This is a genomic window from Lentilitoribacter sp. JB5-8, assembly GCF_055693385.1.
Genome location: NZ_CM146332.1, coordinates 1405337 through 1424731 on the forward strand (window position 1 = coordinate 1405337; position 19395 = coordinate 1424731).

The 19395-nt window shown below is 45.6% G+C and carries 15 protein-coding genes; 7 read left to right on the forward strand and 8 right to left on the reverse strand.

What is annotated here, in order from left to right:
- Positions 1-151 precede the first annotated feature (151 nt).
- Positions 152-1393 carry an ABC transporter substrate-binding protein gene (locus ACZ1GZ_RS06710; protein WP_472667697.1) on the reverse strand — a complete coding sequence of 414 codons (1242 nt, stop codon included), beginning with the start codon at positions 1391-1393 and terminating at the stop codon, positions 152-154.
- A 122-nt stretch (positions 1394-1515) separates the two neighbouring features.
- Here ACZ1GZ_RS06710 and ACZ1GZ_RS06715 point away from each other — a divergent pair, with 122 nt between their 5' ends.
- The 4 genes from ACZ1GZ_RS06715 to ACZ1GZ_RS06730 are packed head-to-tail and all read left to right on the forward strand — an operon-like array spanning position 1516 to position 4959.
- Positions 1516-2313: an IclR family transcriptional regulator gene (locus ACZ1GZ_RS06715; protein ID WP_472667698.1), complete on the forward strand. Its 798-nt coding sequence runs from the start codon at positions 1516-1518 to the stop codon at positions 2311-2313.
- Positions 2314-2323: 10 nt separating this feature from the next.
- On the forward strand, positions 2324-3391 hold the full coding sequence (locus ACZ1GZ_RS06720; RefSeq protein ID WP_472667699.1) for an ABC transporter ATP-binding protein: 1068 nt from the start codon (positions 2324-2326) through the stop codon (positions 3389-3391).
- Between the two features lie 40 nt (positions 3392-3431).
- Positions 3432-4367: a 2-dehydro-3-deoxygalactonokinase gene (locus tag ACZ1GZ_RS06725; RefSeq protein WP_472667700.1), complete on the forward strand. Its 936-nt coding sequence runs from the start codon at positions 3432-3434 to the stop codon at positions 4365-4367.
- Positions 4357-4959, forward strand: coding sequence for a 2-dehydro-3-deoxy-6-phosphogalactonate aldolase (locus ACZ1GZ_RS06730; protein WP_472667701.1), 603 nt, complete (start codon positions 4357-4359; stop codon positions 4957-4959). The genes ACZ1GZ_RS06725 and ACZ1GZ_RS06730 overlap by 11 nt, the downstream gene beginning before the upstream one ends.
- Before the next feature lie 132 nt (positions 4960-5091).
- Here the strand turns inward: ACZ1GZ_RS06730 and ACZ1GZ_RS06735 are convergent, their stop codons facing one another.
- The 4 genes from ACZ1GZ_RS06735 to ACZ1GZ_RS06750 form a co-directional block, all read right to left on the reverse strand.
- Positions 5092-7563, reverse strand: a complete 2472-nt coding sequence (locus tag ACZ1GZ_RS06735; RefSeq protein ID WP_472667702.1) for a TRAP transporter large permease subunit — start codon at positions 7561-7563, stop codon at positions 5092-5094.
- A 126-nt stretch (positions 7564-7689) separates the two neighbouring features.
- Positions 7690-8793, reverse strand: coding sequence for a TRAP transporter substrate-binding protein (locus tag ACZ1GZ_RS06740; protein ID WP_472667703.1), 1104 nt, complete (start codon positions 8791-8793; stop codon positions 7690-7692).
- 153 nt (positions 8794-8946) lie between these two features.
- Positions 8947-9612 (reverse strand): TerC family protein, encoded by a 666-nt coding sequence (locus ACZ1GZ_RS06745; RefSeq protein WP_472667704.1) that lies wholly within the window; start codon positions 9610-9612, stop codon positions 8947-8949.
- Positions 9612-11216: a GMC family oxidoreductase gene (locus ACZ1GZ_RS06750; RefSeq protein WP_472667705.1), complete on the reverse strand. Its 1605-nt coding sequence runs from the start codon at positions 11214-11216 to the stop codon at positions 9612-9614. The genes ACZ1GZ_RS06745 and ACZ1GZ_RS06750 overlap by 1 nt, the downstream gene beginning before the upstream one ends.
- Positions 11217-11318: 102 nt before the next feature.
- Between ACZ1GZ_RS06750 and ACZ1GZ_RS06755 the strand changes: the two genes are divergently transcribed.
- Positions 11319-12083, forward strand: a complete 765-nt coding sequence (locus ACZ1GZ_RS06755) for an IclR family transcriptional regulator (RefSeq protein ID WP_472667706.1) — start codon at positions 11319-11321, stop codon at positions 12081-12083.
- Between the two features lie 13 nt (positions 12084-12096).
- Here the strand turns inward: ACZ1GZ_RS06755 and ACZ1GZ_RS06760 are convergent, their stop codons facing one another.
- Genes ACZ1GZ_RS06760 through hisD form a run of 3 tightly spaced genes read right to left on the reverse strand, consistent with a single transcriptional unit; the run spans position 12097 to position 15062 of the window.
- Positions 12097-13086 (reverse strand): alcohol dehydrogenase catalytic domain-containing protein, encoded by a 990-nt coding sequence (locus ACZ1GZ_RS06760; protein WP_472667707.1) that lies wholly within the window; start codon positions 13084-13086, stop codon positions 12097-12099.
- Positions 13083-13841: an SDR family NAD(P)-dependent oxidoreductase gene (locus ACZ1GZ_RS06765; protein WP_472667708.1), complete on the reverse strand. Its 759-nt coding sequence runs from the start codon at positions 13839-13841 to the stop codon at positions 13083-13085. Before ACZ1GZ_RS06765 ends, ACZ1GZ_RS06760 begins: the two co-directional genes overlap by 4 nt.
- Before the next feature lie 3 nt (positions 13842-13844).
- On the reverse strand, positions 13845-15062 hold the full coding sequence (hisD, locus tag ACZ1GZ_RS06770; RefSeq protein WP_472668250.1) for a histidinol dehydrogenase: 1218 nt from the start codon (positions 15060-15062) through the stop codon (positions 13845-13847).
- Between the two features lie 209 nt (positions 15063-15271).
- On the opposite strand from hisD, the gene ACZ1GZ_RS06775 reads away from it, so the two are divergent.
- Together ACZ1GZ_RS06775 and ACZ1GZ_RS06780 are read left to right on the forward strand one after the other, a co-directional pair.
- Entirely contained in the window at positions 15272-16297 is a 1026-nt protein-coding gene (locus ACZ1GZ_RS06775; protein ID WP_472667709.1) for a LacI family DNA-binding transcriptional regulator, read from the forward strand.
- Positions 16298-16548: 251 nt separating this feature from the next.
- Positions 16549-19395, forward strand: coding sequence for a beta strand repeat-containing protein (locus ACZ1GZ_RS06780; protein ID WP_472667710.1), 2847 nt, complete (start codon positions 16549-16551; stop codon positions 19393-19395).

Below are 19395 nucleotides of genomic sequence, written 5' to 3' on the forward strand. Positions count from 1 at the left end.
GGTTCCCTCCCAAAAGACCTAAAGAACGGTCCTAAACTTAATCCGTTGATCAAATTTTATATCGCTAGGTGCATTGCGCTAACGATATAAAATGTGACCTGAGGTGAGGAAGGGCCGGCTAATGCCGACCCTCTTTATTGGAATATAAAGCTTACTTGTAAACTTCAGCCTGAACTTTATCCAAGTCAGCCAAGATTTCATCAACCTTGCTTGGATCAAGCATGAACTTCTGGAAGCCTTCCATGCCTGCTTTAGCCATTGCAGCTGGCGCGTCACGGTCAAAGAACTGAGCTAGACCTGAAGCAGTTGACACAGTCTCAAAACCTTCAACGATGAATTTGTCATCTTTGTTGATTGCTGCGTCAGAGTTTGGCGGCAATTGACCAAGTGTTTTGTTCCATTCGCCTTGGATGTCTGGCTGCGCGATGAATGCCAAGAATTTTTTAGCATCTTCTTTGTTCTTCGCATTCGCTGGAATAAAGAACGCATCAGCAGGAGCTTCTTCAGCACGTGCTAGACCAGGTGTGATTTCTGGGAATTGGAAGAAATCGATTTGGTCGTCTGTTAGGCCAGCATCTTTGTAAGCTGATACTGAGAAATTACCCATGACGTACATTGCAGCATCGCCGTTAGCAAATGGAGCAATCGCATCCTGCCAAGACATTGTTGCGTGGTTTTTCACAGGTGTACATTTATCGATTTTCTCAGCCCAGTTCGCAAATGTCGCTTTAATGCGATCATCTGTGTACTTGATTTCACCAGCTGTTAGCGCGTTGTGCACTTCGTAGCCGTTTGTACGTAGGTTGATGTAGTCAAACACACCAGCAGCAGTCCAAAGGAACTTTGTACCGATAGTAAACGGTGTCACACCAGCGTCTTTCAAAGTACCACAAGCTGCTAGTAGCTCATCCCAAGTTTTTGGTTCAGCAATATTTAGTTTATCGAAGATGTCTTTACGGTAGTAAACACCCCACTGGTAATATGAGTACGGAACACCCCATTGCTTACCATCGCGTGACATTGTTGGCTTAATTGCGTTGAACTTGCTTGAAAGATTAGCATCAGACGCCCAAAGGTCTGAGATGTCTTCAAACAGACCAGCATCAACAAATGGAGCCATGCGGTTGCCCGGGTACCAAGATGTGATGTCAGGTGCATCATTTGTCAAAAAGTTGCGGATTGCAGATTTGTGAGCTTCGCGGTCTGTGTTGTTCACAGTCACATTGATGTCTGGGTTTGCAGCTTTAAATGCTTCGACAGCAGCTTCAAACGCAGCTTTTGGAGCTGGATTCAAGTCATCATAATTGATGACAAGATCACCAGCCATTGCCGCTGAAGACAACAATGATGTTGCGAACAAACCAGCAAAACCTGATTTTAAAATTGAATTCATTTCTCTCTCCCTTTGTTCCAAATAATGAAACTTAATTTTGAATATTGAAAACTTAAATCGTTTGCGCTACAGTTGTCAACATCATTTGTTAAATGCGGGTGAAAAAGGGGAGGGTAATTCGCATGACTCAAGCGACCGTAGGAGACGGTACAGTAGGCAAAGCATTAGATGCACTTGATCAGGTTGCATCTATGGGTCGGCCTGTGCGCTTTGCGGAGTTGCTTGAAGAGAGCGCTTATCCAAAAGCCACGCTCTATCGTTTTCTGCAAACACTCACTAATCAAGGCATGTTGTCTTACGATGATCGCACGCAAACCTATAGTTTGGGGGTGCGTTTGGTTAGACTTGCCCACGCGGCTTGGCGTCAGAGTTCACTTGCACCAATAGCGCGCCCATATGTGGAAGAGTTGGCGCGAGAAGCGCAGGCAACCGTTCATCTGGCCCAGCTTGATGGCGGGCAGGTTCTTTATGTCGACAAACAAAATCCATCTAATCCCATCAATATGTATTCTGAATCAGGCAAAGTTGGACCGGGTTATTGCACGGGTGTTGGTAAGGCAATGCTTGCGTTTGTTGATGAGACCACGCTTGAGCGTGCTCTAACGCAACAAACCTATCACAGGCATACGGAAAACACGTTGTGCAGTCCTGATGAATTGATGGCGGAGTTGCAAGAGATCCGAAAGACAGGAATTTCTTACGATCGAGAAGAGCACGAGTTGAGCATCATCTGCATTGCAGTACCCATATTGAGCGCTCAAGACCGGGTGCTTGGCGCAGTCTCCGTTACAAATTCAACCCACAGAACATCAATAGATGAGATGACAAAGTTCGCACCACTTTTAAAAAAATGCGCAAAAAATATCGCGGATACCGCAGAATCGTGGCGTTTTCCCGAACATGATAAACTAGCAAAGTAAGGGTAGGACAATGGCAGGTTTACAGCTCTCTGATATCAAGAAAGCATACGGAAAAGTGGAGGTTATTCATGGGGTCAACCTCGATATAGCCGATGGGGAGTTCGTTGTTTTCGTAGGCCCGTCTGGCTGTGGTAAATCAACTTTATTGCGTATGATCGCAGGTTTGGAAGAAACAACGTCAGGTCAAATCGATATCGGTGAAAGGGACGTAACACATGTCGATCCTGCAGAGCGTGGCATTGCGATGGTGTTCCAAACTTACGCGCTTTATCCTCATATGACGGTGCGTGAAAATATTAGTTTTGGCTTGCGGATGAACAAAGTTCCGCAAGATGAAATTGATCAAAAAGTTGCAAAAGCATCTGAAATCCTAAAGCTTGACCAATATTTAGATCGCAAACCAAAAGCATTGTCCGGCGGTCAGCGTCAGCGTGTGGCGATTGGTCGTTCTATTGTTCGCGGACCAGAAGTGTTCTTGTTTGATGAGCCATTATCAAACCTTGATGCTGAGTTGCGTTTGGAAATGCGTGTGGAAATCGCGCGCTTACATAAAGAACTTGGAACCACAATGATCTATGTGACGCACGATCAGGTAGAAGCCATGACACTGGCTGATAAGATCGTAGTTTTGCGCGATGGTTTGATCGAACAGGTCGGTGCACCACTTGAGCTTTACGAAAATCCTGGCAATAAATTTGTTGCTGGATTTATCGGTTCACCCGCAATGAATTTCTTATCAGGACAATATAAGGGCGGTGACATCACAGTTAGTGGTCTTCCAAATCGCACTTTTAATTTTGATTTTAAAGACTTGCCAAATGACGGTGCGATCGAGCTTGGTTTGCGTCCAGAACATATTGAAACACTTGCAGAACCGGGGAATTTCTCAGTAGATCTTGTTGAGGAATTGGGTGGTGTTTCTTACATTTATTTATCAACAGATTCAGGTGAGAAGATCATTTCTGAGAAGAGTGGTCGTGCCAATGTGAAGACAGGCGACCGGGTTAGTATTCAATTTGACGCTTCAGATGTTCTTTATTTTAATGCCGAATCAGGTCAACGTTTATATGGGAAGTAAAATTTAGCGTAGCTTAATCTTGATTTAAGGGGCGATCTTCGTGTCGAACAACAACAACAAAATTTGGATCGCTGTTGATTGGGGAACCAGTAATCTAAGAGTATGGCTCATGTCGGATGTAAACATCCTTGCAATGAAGTCATCTCCACAAGGTATGTCTGGTTTAGCACAGGTTGAATATGAACCTGTGCTTATGGAATTGATATCTGAGTGGCTTGATAAATATTCCAAAGGGAATGTTTTGCAAATCATCGCTTGCGGTATGGTTGGCTCTCAGCAAGGATGGCGAGAAGCGGGATATACCGCCATTCCATCGTCACCGTCAGATGTCGCCATCACCAAGCCGCGTGTCGGCGACCCTCGAATAGATGTTTCGATATTAGCTGGTTTAAGCCAAGCTGAACCCGCTGATGTGATGCGTGGTGAAGAAACACAAATTGCAGGGTTTTTTGCAAAAAATGCTGAATTTTCTGGTCTGATCTGTATGCCTGGAACCCATTCAAAATGGGCTTTTTTAGAAAATTGTGAAGTTGTTAAGTTTAAAACAGTTATGACCGGTGAGATGTATTCAATCATCTGTGATCATTCTGTACTACGTCAGTTGGTCAATAAAAACGCCAGCGATAACGAAGCTTTCCAAAAAGGTGTTTTAGAAGGTGCTGGAAATCCAGAATTGCTATTGAGTAAACTATTTTCAATCAGAGCCCGCTCAGTTTTGGAAAATGTGAACTCTAATGCATCGGCTGCCCATCTGTCCGGCCTTTTGATCGGAACAGAAATTGCAACGATGAGAAAATTAATGCCATCCGATACGATTAAGCTTTTGGGCTCCGGCATTTTAGCCGAGCTGTATGCAGAAGCCTTTGCTGTATTGGGGCAATCCGTCACCCCGATGGATGTGACTGAGCTAACTGTGCTGGGATTGCATAAGGCTTGGCAAAATTTGACGAAAGAAAAATACTTAAATGTCTCGTAATCTGATAGCAATTCTTCGCGGTGTTAAACCAGAAGAAGTCTTAGAAATTTGCCGTAGCCTGGTGGAAATTGGTTTTACAAAAATTGAAGTGCCGCTGAATTCACCAAATGCCTATGAGAGCATTTCAATTCTCGCAAAAAACTTGCCCGATAGCATTATGATTGGTGCTGGCACCGTGTTAACGGCAGAGCAGGTTGATGAGGTAAAAGCCGCTGGAGGTCGCTTGATTGTTTCACCTGATTGCAACACATCGGTCATTGATCGCACGGTTGAGCATGGCATGGAAAGCTGGCCTGGTGTTGCGACAGCCACGGAAGCATTTACCGCTTTGCGCCATGGTGCGACAGGTCTTAAATTGTTTCCAGGTATTGCGTTAAAGCCAGAAGGTTTAGGCGCGCTCAAAGCAGTGTTGCCAAAAGAAGTTCCGGTTTATCCAGTTGGTGGTGCCGGACCTTCAAATTTTGCCGAATGGGTGAAAGCTGGCGCTGAAGGTTTCGGCATTGGTTCTGCGCTTTACAAACCGGGCTTAACGGCTGAAGAGGTCAAGACACGTGGGCAAGATATCATCAATGCTTATGATGCAGTATTGTAGCATCTAATCATATCTCGAAAAAAGGCGCTCTGTTTTTCAATGACAGAGCGCCTTTTTATTTGTTTATATGTATTTGCATCTGGCGGGTGGTTTCTTTGTCAGTCCACCCGAACAGACGTTTGATCTAGATTATCAGCCGCTCATCCAGGCTGGTAACCAAAGTACCAATTGCGGGAAGATCAGTAGTAAGATCAGACCGGTTAGCTGCACCAGCATGAACTGCATCATACCCAAATAGATGTCTTTCAGATCCCAGTTCGGCACCACCCCTTTGAGGAAGTAAGCCGATAGAGCCACCGGCGGACTGAGCCACGCCGTCTGCAGGTTCACCGCCACAAGAATACCGAACCAAACCATCAGATCATAGCGATCCAGACCATGCAGATCGAGCGCTTGCACCACAGGCAACAGGATTGGGACAACGATAAGAACAATCGGAACCCATTCCAGAGGCCAGCCAAGCAAGAAGATCAGTGCCATCACCAAGATCAGCATGAAATAAGGCGACAGCTCTGTACCTAACAGCAATTCAGTCAGCAATTGCGGTGTGCCAAGTGAGCTGAACTGCGCACCAAAGAAGTTGGATGCCGCCACAAGGAACATAATTAATACAGTTAATTCCAGTGTCTTGATTAAACTATCAAAGAAGCTTGGGATAGAGAACTTTCTATACCCGATCGATAGTAAGATCGCACCGAAGGCACCCATTGCGGCCGCTTCTGCAGGTGTTGCAAAACCGAGCAAAATGGAACCAAGCGCGAAGGAAATCAGGATCGTTGGTGGCATGAGACCGGCAAAGAATTCATCCCATAAAGGGGCAAAGTAGAAATCCTTATCTGCGTCTGATGAGTAGATCGGGCGCGCCAGATATGCCAGCAATATTGTAAATGCTGCAAAGGCGATTGATACCATTGGTAATCCACCATCTGCGCCCATATTCGCAAAGATCATGTACACGTGGAACAAGATCGTGAGAGGGAGCACAATGCGCAACACATTTAATTTGCGATAGGCTTGATGCGCAATTGCGAGCACGATCAATAGTGCAAACAATCCACCAAATGGAATGATCCCGCCGAATGTACCATCAAGACCTAAACCGAAGACACGGCAAATGGTCAAAATACCCAAACATATAAGCGCAACCTCCGCGCCATAGAATTTGGACGTGTCTGGCTGATCTTCTTCAGAAAGAATAGGACCCAAGCTCGGGTTTAACCAACAGCGCCCCAATGTGTAGAGCAAATAAAGTGATGCCAAGATCACACCCGGGATAAACGCTGCTCGGAAGAGATCAAGCGTTGAGACTTCAAGCACCGGGCCCATAACAATCAGCATAATGGACGGCGGGATCAAAATGCCCAATGTGCCACCAGCTGTGATCGTACCAGCCGCCAGTTTTACATCATATCCGGCACGGCTCATCGTGGCACCTGCCATAATACCCAGCATGGTCACGGACGCACCCACAATACCTGTTGCAGCTGCAAAGATCGTGGACACGATCAACACGGCAATGAACAAAGCACCGCGCACACGAGACATGATCATTTGAATGGACGAGAACAGACGCTCCATGAGGCCCGCACTTTCCATGACAATCCCCATTAATACGAATAACGGCACAGCCATCAGCTGGTCATTGAGCATTGATGAGTTTGTTTGGAGTGTGAAGATAAATGTCGTTTTCAAGAAGCTATCGCCCCAGATTCCGAATACAAATGCCAAGAAGACAAGCGTAAACGCGATAGGGAAGCCAATGAAGATAACAAATAACATGGCGCCAAGCATGATAAGACCGATGATAGGTTTATCGATGTTTGGTTTGGCCTTCATCAAGTCATTGAACCATTCGCCACCAGGCACCAATTGTGGTTCAAATACTGCAAGAACAAGCCATACCAAGCCGATCACATAAATCGGTAAAAGTCGTACAAAGATACGTTCGCGCTCTTTGCCCATTTTGTGGAATGCGCGGAAGATCTCAGGCAAACCTTGCAAGAGAAGCAGTGCACCACCTACAGGCATCGCTAAACGGGCAGGCCATAAGAGCGGTCCCCAAGCACTATCCACCTGGTTCGTTTCTCCGTTCACAAAGGCTTTCCACCAAAACTCAGACGCCACCCACGTGAAAAAGATCATGGAAGGAATAAAGAACATCAAATACAGAGCAGCATCGACTGTGGCTTGAGTTTTGTCCGACCAATTTCGGTAAAGGAAATCGGCACGAATATGGACACCGCGCATGAGGCCGTAGCCTGCACCAGCCATCCAAAGGACACCGGCGATCATTCGGCTCATATCATAGGATATCAACGTTGGTCCCAAGCCAAGGGCTTTAGAAAGGTCGCCCAATCCCGCATTTGTCAAAATTGAATCACCGTTACGAGAAATAACCTCCCATACCACAATGGCAATAAGAGGGATCATCATAAGGGCTATTGCTTGGCCTGCGCGATGATTGATAACATCAATAACTGCTGTGATGGGACGTTGCCATGGTGTCATGTCTTCAGGCGTTTCCCCTGGCGCCTCGGCTCGACGTTCCGCAATCAACTCATCAGCAATTTCAAGATCTTCTGGATTCGGTTCCTCTGCAGCCATATCCACTTTCCCTCCCATGGTAAGTATACGATATAAAGATTCTCTTTCGAAAAGGATCCCCGTTATCCCTTACGAAAAAGAAACACGAGGCCCCCGAAAACAGGGGCCTCGCACATCAAAGATAAATTACTTCAATGTATCAGCGTGGGCTTTACCCAAGTTCGCATTTGATGCTTGCGCACCTGCCCAGAATGGCACAGCGATATCAGCAAAGTCTTTTTGTGACTGCCATACTTCAGCGAAGAATTCATTTTCGTCAGCAGCTGCTTGAAGAGCATTCTTAGCAGCAGCCATGTATTCTGTGAAGTAATCAGCTGGTGTATCTTCAAGGATAACACCGTGGTTGTCAGTTAGGTCTTTCAAAGCTTTACCGTTTTCGAAGATGCGGTAAGACATTGATTTTGACAATGAAGCATTTGCAGCAACTTCAAGTGCTTTCTTTTCAATGTCTGTTAGACCATCATAGAAGTCACCGTTGACGTACAAGTCAGCGTTAACAACAACTTGGTGTAGACCTTGTAGGTAGTAGTGCTTCAGAACCTTCTGGAAACCAAATACGCTATCAGGCTTCGGGCAGCACCATTCAGCTGCATCGATTGTGCCTTTTTCAAGAGCAGGTAGAATGTCACCACCGCCCATAGCAACTGCAGGAACACCAACGTCAGCATAAGCTGCGCCAACCATGCCTGGAGGTGCGCGGAAACGCATTTTACGGAAGTCATCCATAGATTTGATTGGCTCTGGGAACCAACCCAATGCTTCCGGACCAACTGGCTGCAGCATGAAGCCTTTTACGTTTACGCCCATTTCATCCCATAGACGGTCGTAAAGCTCTTTACCACCACCGAACTGGAACCAAGACAAGAACGCAATGTTATCAAGACCAACACCAGCACCAGCAACAGGTGCACCAAATAGGTTGGCTGCAACGTGCTTACCGCCCCAATAGTGTGTCCATGCAAAACCACCTTCAACAAGACCAGCGTCAACAGCATCCATGATGTCACGTGGGCCAACAACAGCACCAGCTGGCAATACTTCGATTGTTAGTGAGCCGTTTGTAAGTGAAGCAACGTCATCGCCAAATGCTTTCAACATAACAACTTCGTCAGCTGTTGTTGGTAGCACTGATTGTACGCGGATAACTTTCTCAGCCAAAGCTGTAGAGGCCATCATTGAAAGACCAAGAGCTGTGGCTGCAACGCCTGTTAAAATTTTAGATAAATTCATATTTATCTCCTCCCTAAGTTATGCCTTCTCACGATGACGGCTAAGATACGAAGGCATCCTTCTTAGCCCTTTATACGAATGTAACTATGACTAAGTTACACCGCAATTCCAAACGATTTTCGTACGTAAATGACGTACGTTTTTCAACAAAACCTAAAAGATTCCAAGCAGATGGCCGACGCCATTTGGTGCCTCAAAGATCCCGCGATACATCATCTCCCCTGCGACATACACAAGTACAAACAGACCCAACCAAGATATCCATGGATAGCGCGTTAAAAGCTTCATAATAAGCGTCGCAGCAAAAGCCATGAGTACAATCGCAAGACCTAGTCCGAAGACCAGCATTGTAGTGTCGCCATCAGCGATCGCAGCAACTGCAAGCACGTTATCAAGCGACATTGAAACATCTGCGATCGTGATGGAAACCAGCGCAGAGAACATCGTTCTACGCGGTGCCCCGGTATAACCTTCCTCCAGGTTTTCGGCCGTTTCCATAGCATGCTCGGCTTGTTCGTCGACATTGTCCTTGATCTCTGCATATAAACGCCAGCACACCCAGAACAATAGGAGTGCACCGATGAACAAGATCCCTGGAACTTCCAAAAGGCTTGTTGCAATGATCGCGAACACGATGCGCAGCACCGCTGCAATCACCATACCGTATAAAATAGCTTTTTTACGCAATTCCGGTGATAGGCCCGCTGCGGCCATACCGATGATAAGCGCATTGTCTCCTGACAAAATGAGATCGGCAATAATAATCTTGCCGAAGTCAAGGACATCCGCCCATCCAAGAGTTGAAATCCATTCCATCATTAGCCCGCATCCTCTAAAATCATGTCTGATACTTTTTCACCAATCATTATGCATGGGGCATTTGTGTTCCCAGACATAATCTGTGGCATGATTGATGCATCCGCCACGCGTAAACCTTCAACGCCCTTTACGCGCAATCTTGCATCAACGACCGACATCTTGTCGCTATCCGGACCCATTTTGCATGTTCCGGTTGGATGATAGATCGTTACCGAAGTTTCTCTCGCCCAATCCAATGTTCCTTCGTAATCATCAAAGTCAACTTCACGACCTGGCGCAAATTCTTCGATGATGTGTGACTTTAAGGGTTCAAACTGCGCAATTTTTCGCGCGATTTGTATCCCTTTAACAATCGTGTTCTGATCAAGCTCGGTCGCAAGATAATTCGGATGAATTTCCGGATGATCGCGATAATCACCTGACTTGAGTTGTAAATGTCCCGCACTCTCAGGACGCATTTGCAATACGGATGCCGTAAAGGCAGAAAATTTATGCGGTCCATCTGCAGGTTTCGTGGCACTAAATGGTTGGATATGAAACTGAATATCCGGTGTTTCCAGTTTTGGATCGGTTTTCAAGAAACCTGTACCGAGACTTGCCGCCATCGCCATAGGGCCCGAGCGTTTTAGAGCATATTCCAGTGCAATCATGCCCTGCTTGAAGATGTTATTAATCTCAACATTAATTGTTGAAAGATCTGTTTTGAAAACAGGACGAGCCTGTAAGTGATCCTGCAGATTTTTACCCACACCTTGAAGATCGACTTTTGTCTCAATACCAACCTTTGAAAGTTCATCGCCCGCACCGATACCCGATAGCATCAAAATTTGCGGCGAACCAATTGCACCGGCAGATAAAACAACTTCTTTGCGTGCTTTAATGATGACATGTTTGTCACCAACAAATGTGCTAACGCCGGTGGCTATGCCATCTTCAATGATGACTTTTTCCACTTGGTGTTTGGTAATGATTTCAAGATTTGCTCGGCTGCGTGCAGGTTTAAGATACGCAACAGCAGACGAGCATCTTTTGCCATCAATCATCGTAAGTTGGAAATATCCAACACCTTCTTGGTCACCAGAATTATAGTCTGTGTTTTTTTTATATCCTGCAGCAACAGCTGCATCTATCCACTTTTCAACAACATCGCGTTTCAAACGAGTAGGGGATACAGATAATGGACCGCCATCGCCGCGATCTTCACTTTTATTGTCTCCACCCCAAGTTTCAGCGCGTTTGAAATAAGGAAGCACATCTTTCCACGCCCAGCCCTCATTACCAAGCTGGCGCCAATGTTCGTAATCTTCTGCTTGCCCACGCACATATAATAGCCCGTTGATCGAGCTTGAACCACCAAGAACTTTACCGCGTGGCCAAGGGATCGACCGGCCGTTAATGCCCGGGTCATTCTCTGTTTTATAACGCCAGTCCGTGTTCGGGTTGTCCATCGTTTTGAAATATCCCACGGGGATATGGATCCAAGGATTGTTATCCTTGCCTCCCGCTTCAATCACCGCAACCTGGTACTTCCCATTTTCAGAAAGTCGGTTCGCGACAGCGCAACCCGCAGAGCCTGCACCCACAACAACATAATCAAATTCCAAAAAAAACGCTCCCAATACAAGAAATGAGACTTTTTGTCTTGTTTTTTCCTCATTTTCACTCTATATCCATTTTCAGGTGGATGTAAAGAGGGAGATTGAAAAGTGAGTGAGGAAAGCCGGATTCCAACAAATTTAAGGACACTTTTGATTTTGGAGATTTTGGGGCGCAGCGATAGCGCAATGACCCCAACCCAGATAAACGCTGAGCTGGGTTTGCCAAAACAAACAGTACATCGCCTTTGTACAACTTTAGAAGCTGAGGGCTTTTTAATCCGAGAAACAGATGGCAAACGTTTACGCCCCAGCCGTAGATTGCGCCTGATTGCAAACGGCTTGTTGCATGCTTCGCGTTTTCACATAACACGACATCAAATATTGCTGGATATCGCACGTGATGTGAATGAAACCGTTAATATGGTTGTGCCGGAGGAGACTGGCATGAACTATATTGACCGTGTTGAAGCTGATTGGCCATTTCGCATTCAATTGCCGATTGGTTCGAATGTTCCTTTTCACTGTACAGCAAGTGGGAAAACGTTCATGGCCAGCATGCCAAAAGGGAAACGCGAACAGTTTGTTGCCGGTTTAAAGCTTGAAAAACTAACTGATAAAACACACACAACGGCTGAAAGCTTGCTAGAAGATTTGAAGCTATGTCGCAAACGCGGTTATGCAATTGATTTAGAGGAATTCATGAACGACATGGTGGCAATATCAGTCCCTGTTACTGATTCTCATGGCCGCTTTGTTGCAGCACTCGCTTTCCATGGCCCAATCCAACGTTTGTCTTTGGCCGATTTAGAAGGTCGCAAGCAATATTTGCTTGAGGGTGCTGAAGCTTTGAAAAACGCCCTCTTTGATGGTTAGGCAAGTGCTAAGGTTAAGGCTTTAAAACAATTTTAGGTGCAGCAACTTGCCCGGCTAAGATGTCTTCAAATGCCTTTTGTCCATCTGATAATGGTCGTTGCTCGATCCAGGATAGATCACCCAATCGCCCATCAAATATCGCTTCTGCGGTATCGATGAAATCTTGGTGTGTATAAGTATAAGAACCGATAAATGTAATTTCCTGTAACGTCATTCTGCGAATATCTAAACCATCGCGCGCGTCGCCCAAGCCAATATGTACAATGGTACCACCAGGTTTAATTTGAGCTGAGGCAGATTTGCGTGTCGCATTTATCCCAACACCATCAATAATGACGTCAAAATTTGAATCACCATTTAGTTCTTCTGGCGCAATCGCGTTCAAACCGGTTTTTTCAATAACGAAGTTTCTGCGAACCTCATTGGCTTCAACAATGGTAACATCGTCACATCCGGCAGCTTTAAGGCAAAGTGCAGCCCCAAGACCAATCGCGCCGCCACCAATTGCCATTGCTTTGCATTCATTTATTGGCTTGTGACTGTTTTGTTTTGCCAACTGAACTGCGTGCCAGCCACAGCCAAGCGGTTCGGCAAGTGCGGCTTTATCGAGAGGGACATGATCTGGAACATGAACAAGATTACCCACTGGCATCGCGATCATTTGAGCAAAGGCGCCTTCACGTGGCGGCATTGAAATGATCTGGCGATTAATACAGATATTGTTGCGACCCTGCTGACAAAATTCACATTTACCGCAGCTAACAAGTGGGTTGATGGTCACGCGTTGGCCTTTTTCAGGTCCAGACATAATGGTGCCAGCAGCCTCATGACCTAAAATAAGCGGGGCGGGACGGCGCTCATCATGCCCCAAAAATGCATGCATATCTGACCCACAAATGCCAACGCTTTCAATCTGGATCAGAACTTCACCATCCCCTGGATTAGGGTCAGCGAAATCCAAATATTCAAGTGTCTTTTCAGCTGTATAAACCAATGCCTTCATTTTGCGGTAAATCCTCCATCAACCATCAAAACCTGTCCGGTGACATATGCTGACGCATCCGAACACAAAAATAACAACGGTCCATCCATATCCGCCATCTCGCCATTGCGCCCAATACATGTTTGCATAGCGTTACGTTTGGCTCTTTCAGGGTCATCAAATACAGCGGCGGTAAGCTCTGTTTTGAAAAAGCCCGGCCCAATGGCATTGGCATTAATGCCGTGTTTGGACCAGCACTCAGCCATGGCACGTGTCATTTGCCCAACACCAGCTTTAGCGGTGCCATATGCTATGCCACCAGGAAAGGCTCGAAACGTTTGAAGGCTCGCAAAATTGACAATTCGACCCCAATTTTTCTCCTTCATTGAAGGGACAAATTGTTGGCTTAAGAAAAACGGTGCCGTCAGGTTAATCGACATCGTAATATCCCAACCTTCTGGCGTGACATCATCAGCTGTTTCGCGTGTGTTAATGCCAGCCGCGTGAACGAGAATATCTGGCGCGCCAAATGGCTTTGCAATTACATCGGCAAGTGCAGGTATTTGCTCGCGGTTAGAGATATCCCATGCGACAGCTGAGGTTTGGCCAGATGTTTCACGGCGCCAAACATTCAAGTGCTCTTCGCGCCTAGCGACCCCGACAACTTGAGCACCTTGTTCGGCCAAAAATTTGGCGGCATAGCGTCCCAGTCCAGAGCTTGCACCTGTAACGCAAGCTACTTTCCCTGAAAGATTAAAAAGATCCGAAGATGCCATGGATTATTCTTCAGCTGTTAAATCGAATGTTTCGTCAGGGAAGTATTTTGCAAGGCGAATGTCGGCGGTTCGTGCATGGCCTTCCATACCTTCAAGACGAGAAATGCGAGCTGTTGCTTCAGCAACAGGTTTTGCACCTTCGCGTGTTGCTTGCTGCCAAGTTACAATTTTCATATATTTATGAACAGACAATCCACCTGTGTAACTTGCTGCTCCCGATGTAGGCAGAACGTGGTTTGTACCTGATGCTTTGTCACCAAAGGCAACAGTTGTTTCTTCACCCAAGAATAATGAGCCGTAACATTTTAAACGATCAAGCCACCAAGGAAGATCTTGAGCTTGTACGGTAAGATGTTCTGGAGCGTATTCATCGCTGGTTGCAGCCATTTCTTCACGGTCATCACACACAATAACTTCAGCATAATCACGCCATGCAGCTTCAGCATTTTTTGAATTAAGTTCAGGCAAGTCAGCAATGAGAGGTGGCACAAGTTCCATCACTTTTTCAGCTAAAGCCTGATCATCAGTTACCAGCCATACCGGTGAATTATATCCGTGTTCAGCCTGACCAACTAAGTCGCTAGCAACAATGGCAGGGTCTGCAGTTTTATCAGCTAAGATTAAGCTGTCTGTGGGGCCTGCAAACATATCAATTCCAACGCGCCCGAACAAAATACGTTTAGCTTCAGCAACGAACTGGTTGCCTGGCCCGACAAGAATATCTGCCTTCGGCAAGCCGAACAAACCAAATGTCATAGAGGCAATGGCTTGAATACCACCCATGGCCAAGATTGTGTCAGCACCACACAGCTTGGCTGCATATATAATGGCAGGTGCAATACCGACGCCAGGGCGAGGTGGGGAACATGCAACAATATGATCAACACCGGCAACCTTCGCAGTTGTGACAGTCATAATCGCAGATGCGATATGGCTGTAACGACCGCCAGGAATGTAACAGCCTGCAGCCTGAACTGGAATGCTCTTCTGGCCGGCAGTCAATCCAGGGATCACCTCAACCTCAATATCCATTAATGTCTCTTTTTGCGCTTCGGCAAATTTTTTGACATTCGCATGTGCAAACTGAATATCGCGTTTTAATTTTTCCGGCACAAGCGCAGAAGCTGCTTCGATATCTGCTTCAGACAGCACCAGAGTGCCTTCGTATTTATCAAACTTGGCCGCATATTCCAGCGCAACCTTATCGCCGCCAGCTTCGATATCATCAAGTACCTGTTGAACCGTTGCCCTGACGTCTGAAACATCTGATGATGAAGTTAAGTCTGCTTTTTTAGGTAGTTGCGTGCCATGTCAGTCTCGCTATACTAAAGGAATTGAAAAAAATGCTGAGCGGCAATGTAAGCGCTTACATTTGCATTTGCAATAGTTATTTGCTTGTAAGCAGATGAATTTGTGTGGAGAATCGCAGGATGAGTAAACAACCACTGCCGAAACTGGAAGATGTCGCGCGATTAGCCGGCGTTTCCACAGCCACAGTCTCACGCTGTTTAAATCAACCAAATCAGGTGGTTGAGGCAACTCGCAAGCGTGTTCAGAAAGCGGTTGATGAGTTAGGTTATATGCCAAACTTTAATGCACGATCGCTTGCCGCAAAACGTTCAAAAATCATTGGCGCGGTGATTCCGACGATGGAAAATGCCATCTTTGCGCGTGCATTGCAGGTTTTTCAAGAGCGCTTAAGCGAAGAGGATTTTGACTTGTTGGTTGCCTCCTCATCCTACAAAAAAGATGTCGAGGAAAAACAAATTCGCTCCTTGGTATCCCGCGGAATTGATGGATTGTTATTGATTGGGATACAGCGTGATCCAAAAATTTATGAGTTTTTGAATGAGAGGGAAATTCCTTTCGTTATCGCTTGGAGTTTTCATGATCAAATGGAAGCACCAAATTCTGGTCAGCAAGTCGGGTTTGACAATAACAAGGCAATGGCGTCAATCGTGCAGCTTGTGATCGATAAGGGGCATAAAAAGATCACTATGCTAGCGGGTGTAGCCAAAAATAATGATAGGGCTGCTGCACGTATCGCAGGGTTCAAAGCCAAAATGGCAGAGCAGGGAATAAAAGACCCAACAGTCATTGAGTGTGAATATGATATTGATAAAGCTCGCAAAGCTTTTGCGCGGATGCGACAATCCTTTGGGACGCCCACCGCTCTCATCTGCGCTAATGATGTGCTCGCGGTTGGTGCGGTGCTTGAAGCGCAATCCCAAGGACTAAAAGTCCCAGATGATATTTCCATAACAGGGTTTGATGATATCGAAATCGCTTCGATTATCTCTCCATCTTTAACAACGGTGCATGTTCCACATAAAATGCTTGGACTGCATTCTGCCAACATTCTTTTAGCCAATATTAATGAAGGGCGTTTGATTTCTGATATGGAGTTGGAAACGAGCATTGTTGAACGCCAATCCCTCAGTGTTCCTAAGGTTTAGTTCCGTTTTGGGTGATTTTAGCCGGTAAACTTTGGTTTATTTTAGCATTTTCCACTTTAAGACCTTAAAAACAGGGTTTGCATATAGCTACTAATCCGTTAACTAAACAAATAAAAACAGATCGAGATTACCGCGTATTTACGGTATGTTGCTGTTCGGTAATCAGGGTGGGCCAAATCGTGTTTGTTTCAAATAGTCAGTATACGGTGCTGAAAAAGCGTACGGCCTCGTTGATGGTAGCAACCGCTACGATGTCACTCATCATAGGACCTGCTGCGTATTCTGCAGACAAGACAATATCATCTGGTTCAACTGTTGGGCAGCAATCGGTTGGTAACGGTGACACTTTGTTTGTTGAAAACGGCGCGACCATTGATGGTGCAACACCGGGTGTCGTAGACGCTGTGAACGGTTCAACCGTGACAGTTCAAAATGATGGAACCATTACGTCAACTGGCGACACGGCAATTGATACAGCAGATTCAACCCTCAATCTAACCAACAACGGATCGATTTCAGGTAATAATTTTGGTGTCAGCGCATTAAATATTGGAACATTGAATAATAGTGCGGATATTGTCGGTACAAATGTCGGTGTCTTCGTGTTGGGTGATACTACAGAATTTATAAATAGTGGTTCGATCACTGGGGTAAACGGTATAGGCTTGATTGGAGGCGGCAAGCTTTCAAGTTTTACCAACTCTGGCTTGATTACAGGAAATACCGCCGCGGTTGGATATTTCTCTATCGGAACGGCAACGAATACGGGCACAATTTCCAGCAATTTACATGGCTTGTTAAGTACAAAGCTCGTTTCGCTTACAAACCAAGGATTGATTACCGGGGTTAATGGAACCGGAGTGTCGATTTCTGGTAATCTTGGAACACTTGTCAATTCAGGAACTATTTCTGGTGGTGATGATGGCATTTTCACAACAGGAAAATTGAACTCCTTAACCAATACCGGATTGATCACTGGTGGAATGGATGCAGGCGTCGATACTGATGGGTTGTTTGGATATCTCTTCAATGCTGGGACTATTTCTGGTGACGTCTCTGGCGTAGATGCGGGAGACTTGGGAACGGTTATCAATTCTGGGCTTATCACAGGTGGCGATGGTTTGTTCTCAAACAACAATCTGGTCAGCTTAGTTAATGCCGGAACCATATCAGGAACAGGTACAACGTGTTTTTGTTCAACAGGTGCAGGCGTGTTTGTTGCAAATACGGCGAACTCAATTATCAACCTCGGTGCAATCACAGGTGAAGGCATTGGTATCGATGTAACTGATCTTAACAGTCTCATTAATGCAGGCTCCATCACCGGTAAGAATGAGGAAGGTATTTACCTTGATGGTGGCACATTAGGTGAATTGATCAATATTGGGTCTATCACCGGTGCAAGTGACGCTGTTTCAGCGCAATTTATCACCTCTTTGACCAATATGGGGTCAATAACTGGTGGTTTTGACGGTGTATTTGCACAGTCCATCACAAGTCTATTAAATACAGGTGCGATTACCGCGACAAATAACGACGGTATCGCTGCGCAAAGTTTGGGTTCCCTAACCAATGATGGATCTATCACTGGTGGCGATGATGGTATTGATGTTCAATACATTACAAATCTGACGAATAATGGCTCAATTACTGGTCAAGATGAAGGTGTAAAGGCCCGCGAGATTAGTTTGCTCACCAATAATGGTACGATCACCGGTGGCAGCGCTTCTGACGAATCTGGCATTGATGCTGATTTCGGAACAATCGTGAACAATGGATTAATCCAAGGCGGTATCGGTATTGAGTTTGACCGGGAAAATACAGGTGGCGTTAATCTCGGCAATTCAGACGTCACCAACAACGGGATGATTAAATCACTTCGCGGTCCTTCAGGTATCGCGATTGATTTTCAAAGAACAGGAGCAGATACGCTCACCCTTGGTACCAATTCTATTCTTGTCGGATCTGTTAACTGGGATGGCATTGATGATACATTAAATCTCGGACCAACCGTTAGCACCTTCACAACATTTTCTAACTTGCCTGACACGATCAACACGAGTTCAAATTTCGTCAAAATCGATGGAACGACTGTCATACAAGTTGATACGAGCTTTTTGGCATCAGTGGATGACGTTGTCTTCACTGGTTCTAGCGGAGTGAACAACGCCGTATTTAACCAACTTGATAATGGCGCATTTGGTAATTCTTCACCAAACGGACAGGCTTATAATAGCCTAAGCGGTGCCGGGACAAAAAGCGTTTGGAACAGCAATTGGTTAAGCTACAATCAATTGGATACAGCCAATACAATTTCGAGCGATTATACAATGTCAGCGGGGAGCGTCTTTGGCGTTGATCATACAAACCAATTTGGAACACGGCTGGGTGCCTATGCGGGTGTTGGATTAAGCCATACAAAGATTGGCTCAAATCTTCCCCACGAAATAGACAGTAACGATTATTTTGCTGGCATATACTCGCATTTTACAACGCATGATGTAAATGTTGACGTTGATATTCAAATTGGCCGGATGCAATTTCAAAGCGCACGAACAATTTCAAATAACAATGTGGCAAGCGGCATTGAAACGGCATTAGCAAATTTTGATAGCCTTTACTTTGCACCAAATATTCAATTCTCAAAAGAGATAATCAGAGATCAGGGTTTTAGTTTAATTCCTTCATTGTCCTTTGGATACAATGGCATATTTGTTGATGGTTATTCAGAAACAGGTTCATCAGCAAATGCAGCCATCACATCGAGAACCATTCACCAAATTCAGGGCAGGGCCAAGCTTGGTGCGCGTTTTGATTGGACGGCCGACAATGATGTGGAATATGCGTTTGTACCCTATTTGGGTCTTGAAGGACGCGCAGCATTTGGCGATGTTGACCAAGTTACTGGATCCATAACAGGCACAAGTGTGACTTTTAATCCAGGTGGTGACAAAAATGTTGGCGCAGCTTTTGCAGGATTAAATATACACGCAGAAGTATCTGAAAACGTAAATTTTGAAAGTGTGATGGAAGCTAAATTTGATAGCGCAGGACAATTGGGTATGTTCACCAATTGGGGCGTGAAGTTTAAATTCTAA

Coding starts and splice junctions, on each gene's coding strand:
- ACZ1GZ_RS06780 (WP_472667710.1), top strand. CDS start 16,549: ATGTCACTCATCATAGGACCTGCTGCGTATTCTGCAGACAAGACAATA.
- ACZ1GZ_RS06735 (WP_472667702.1), bottom strand. CDS start 7,563: ATGGCTGCAGAGGAACCGAATCCAGAAGATCTTGAAATTGCTGATGAG.
- ACZ1GZ_RS06720 (WP_472667699.1), top strand. CDS start 2,324: ATGGCAGGTTTACAGCTCTCTGATATCAAGAAAGCATACGGAAAAGTG.
- ACZ1GZ_RS06715 (WP_472667698.1), top strand. CDS start 1,516: ATGACTCAAGCGACCGTAGGAGACGGTACAGTAGGCAAAGCATTAGAT.
- ACZ1GZ_RS06710 (WP_472667697.1), bottom strand. CDS start 1,393: ATGAATTCAATTTTAAAATCAGGTTTTGCTGGTTTGTTCGCAACATCA.
- ACZ1GZ_RS06765 (WP_472667708.1), bottom strand. CDS start 13,841: ATGGCATCTTCGGATCTTTTTAATCTTTCAGGGAAAGTAGCTTGCGTT.
- ACZ1GZ_RS06730 (WP_472667701.1), top strand. CDS start 4,357: ATGTCTCGTAATCTGATAGCAATTCTTCGCGGTGTTAAACCAGAAGAA.
- ACZ1GZ_RS06745 (WP_472667704.1), bottom strand. CDS start 9,612: ATGATGGAATGGATTTCAACTCTTGGATGGGCGGATGTCCTTGACTTC.
- ACZ1GZ_RS06775 (WP_472667709.1), top strand. CDS start 15,272: ATGAGTAAACAACCACTGCCGAAACTGGAAGATGTCGCGCGATTAGCC.
- ACZ1GZ_RS06740 (WP_472667703.1), bottom strand. CDS start 8,793: ATGAATTTATCTAAAATTTTAACAGGCGTTGCAGCCACAGCTCTTGGT.
- ACZ1GZ_RS06760 (WP_472667707.1), bottom strand. CDS start 13,086: ATGAAGGCATTGGTTTATACAGCTGAAAAGACACTTGAATATTTGGAT.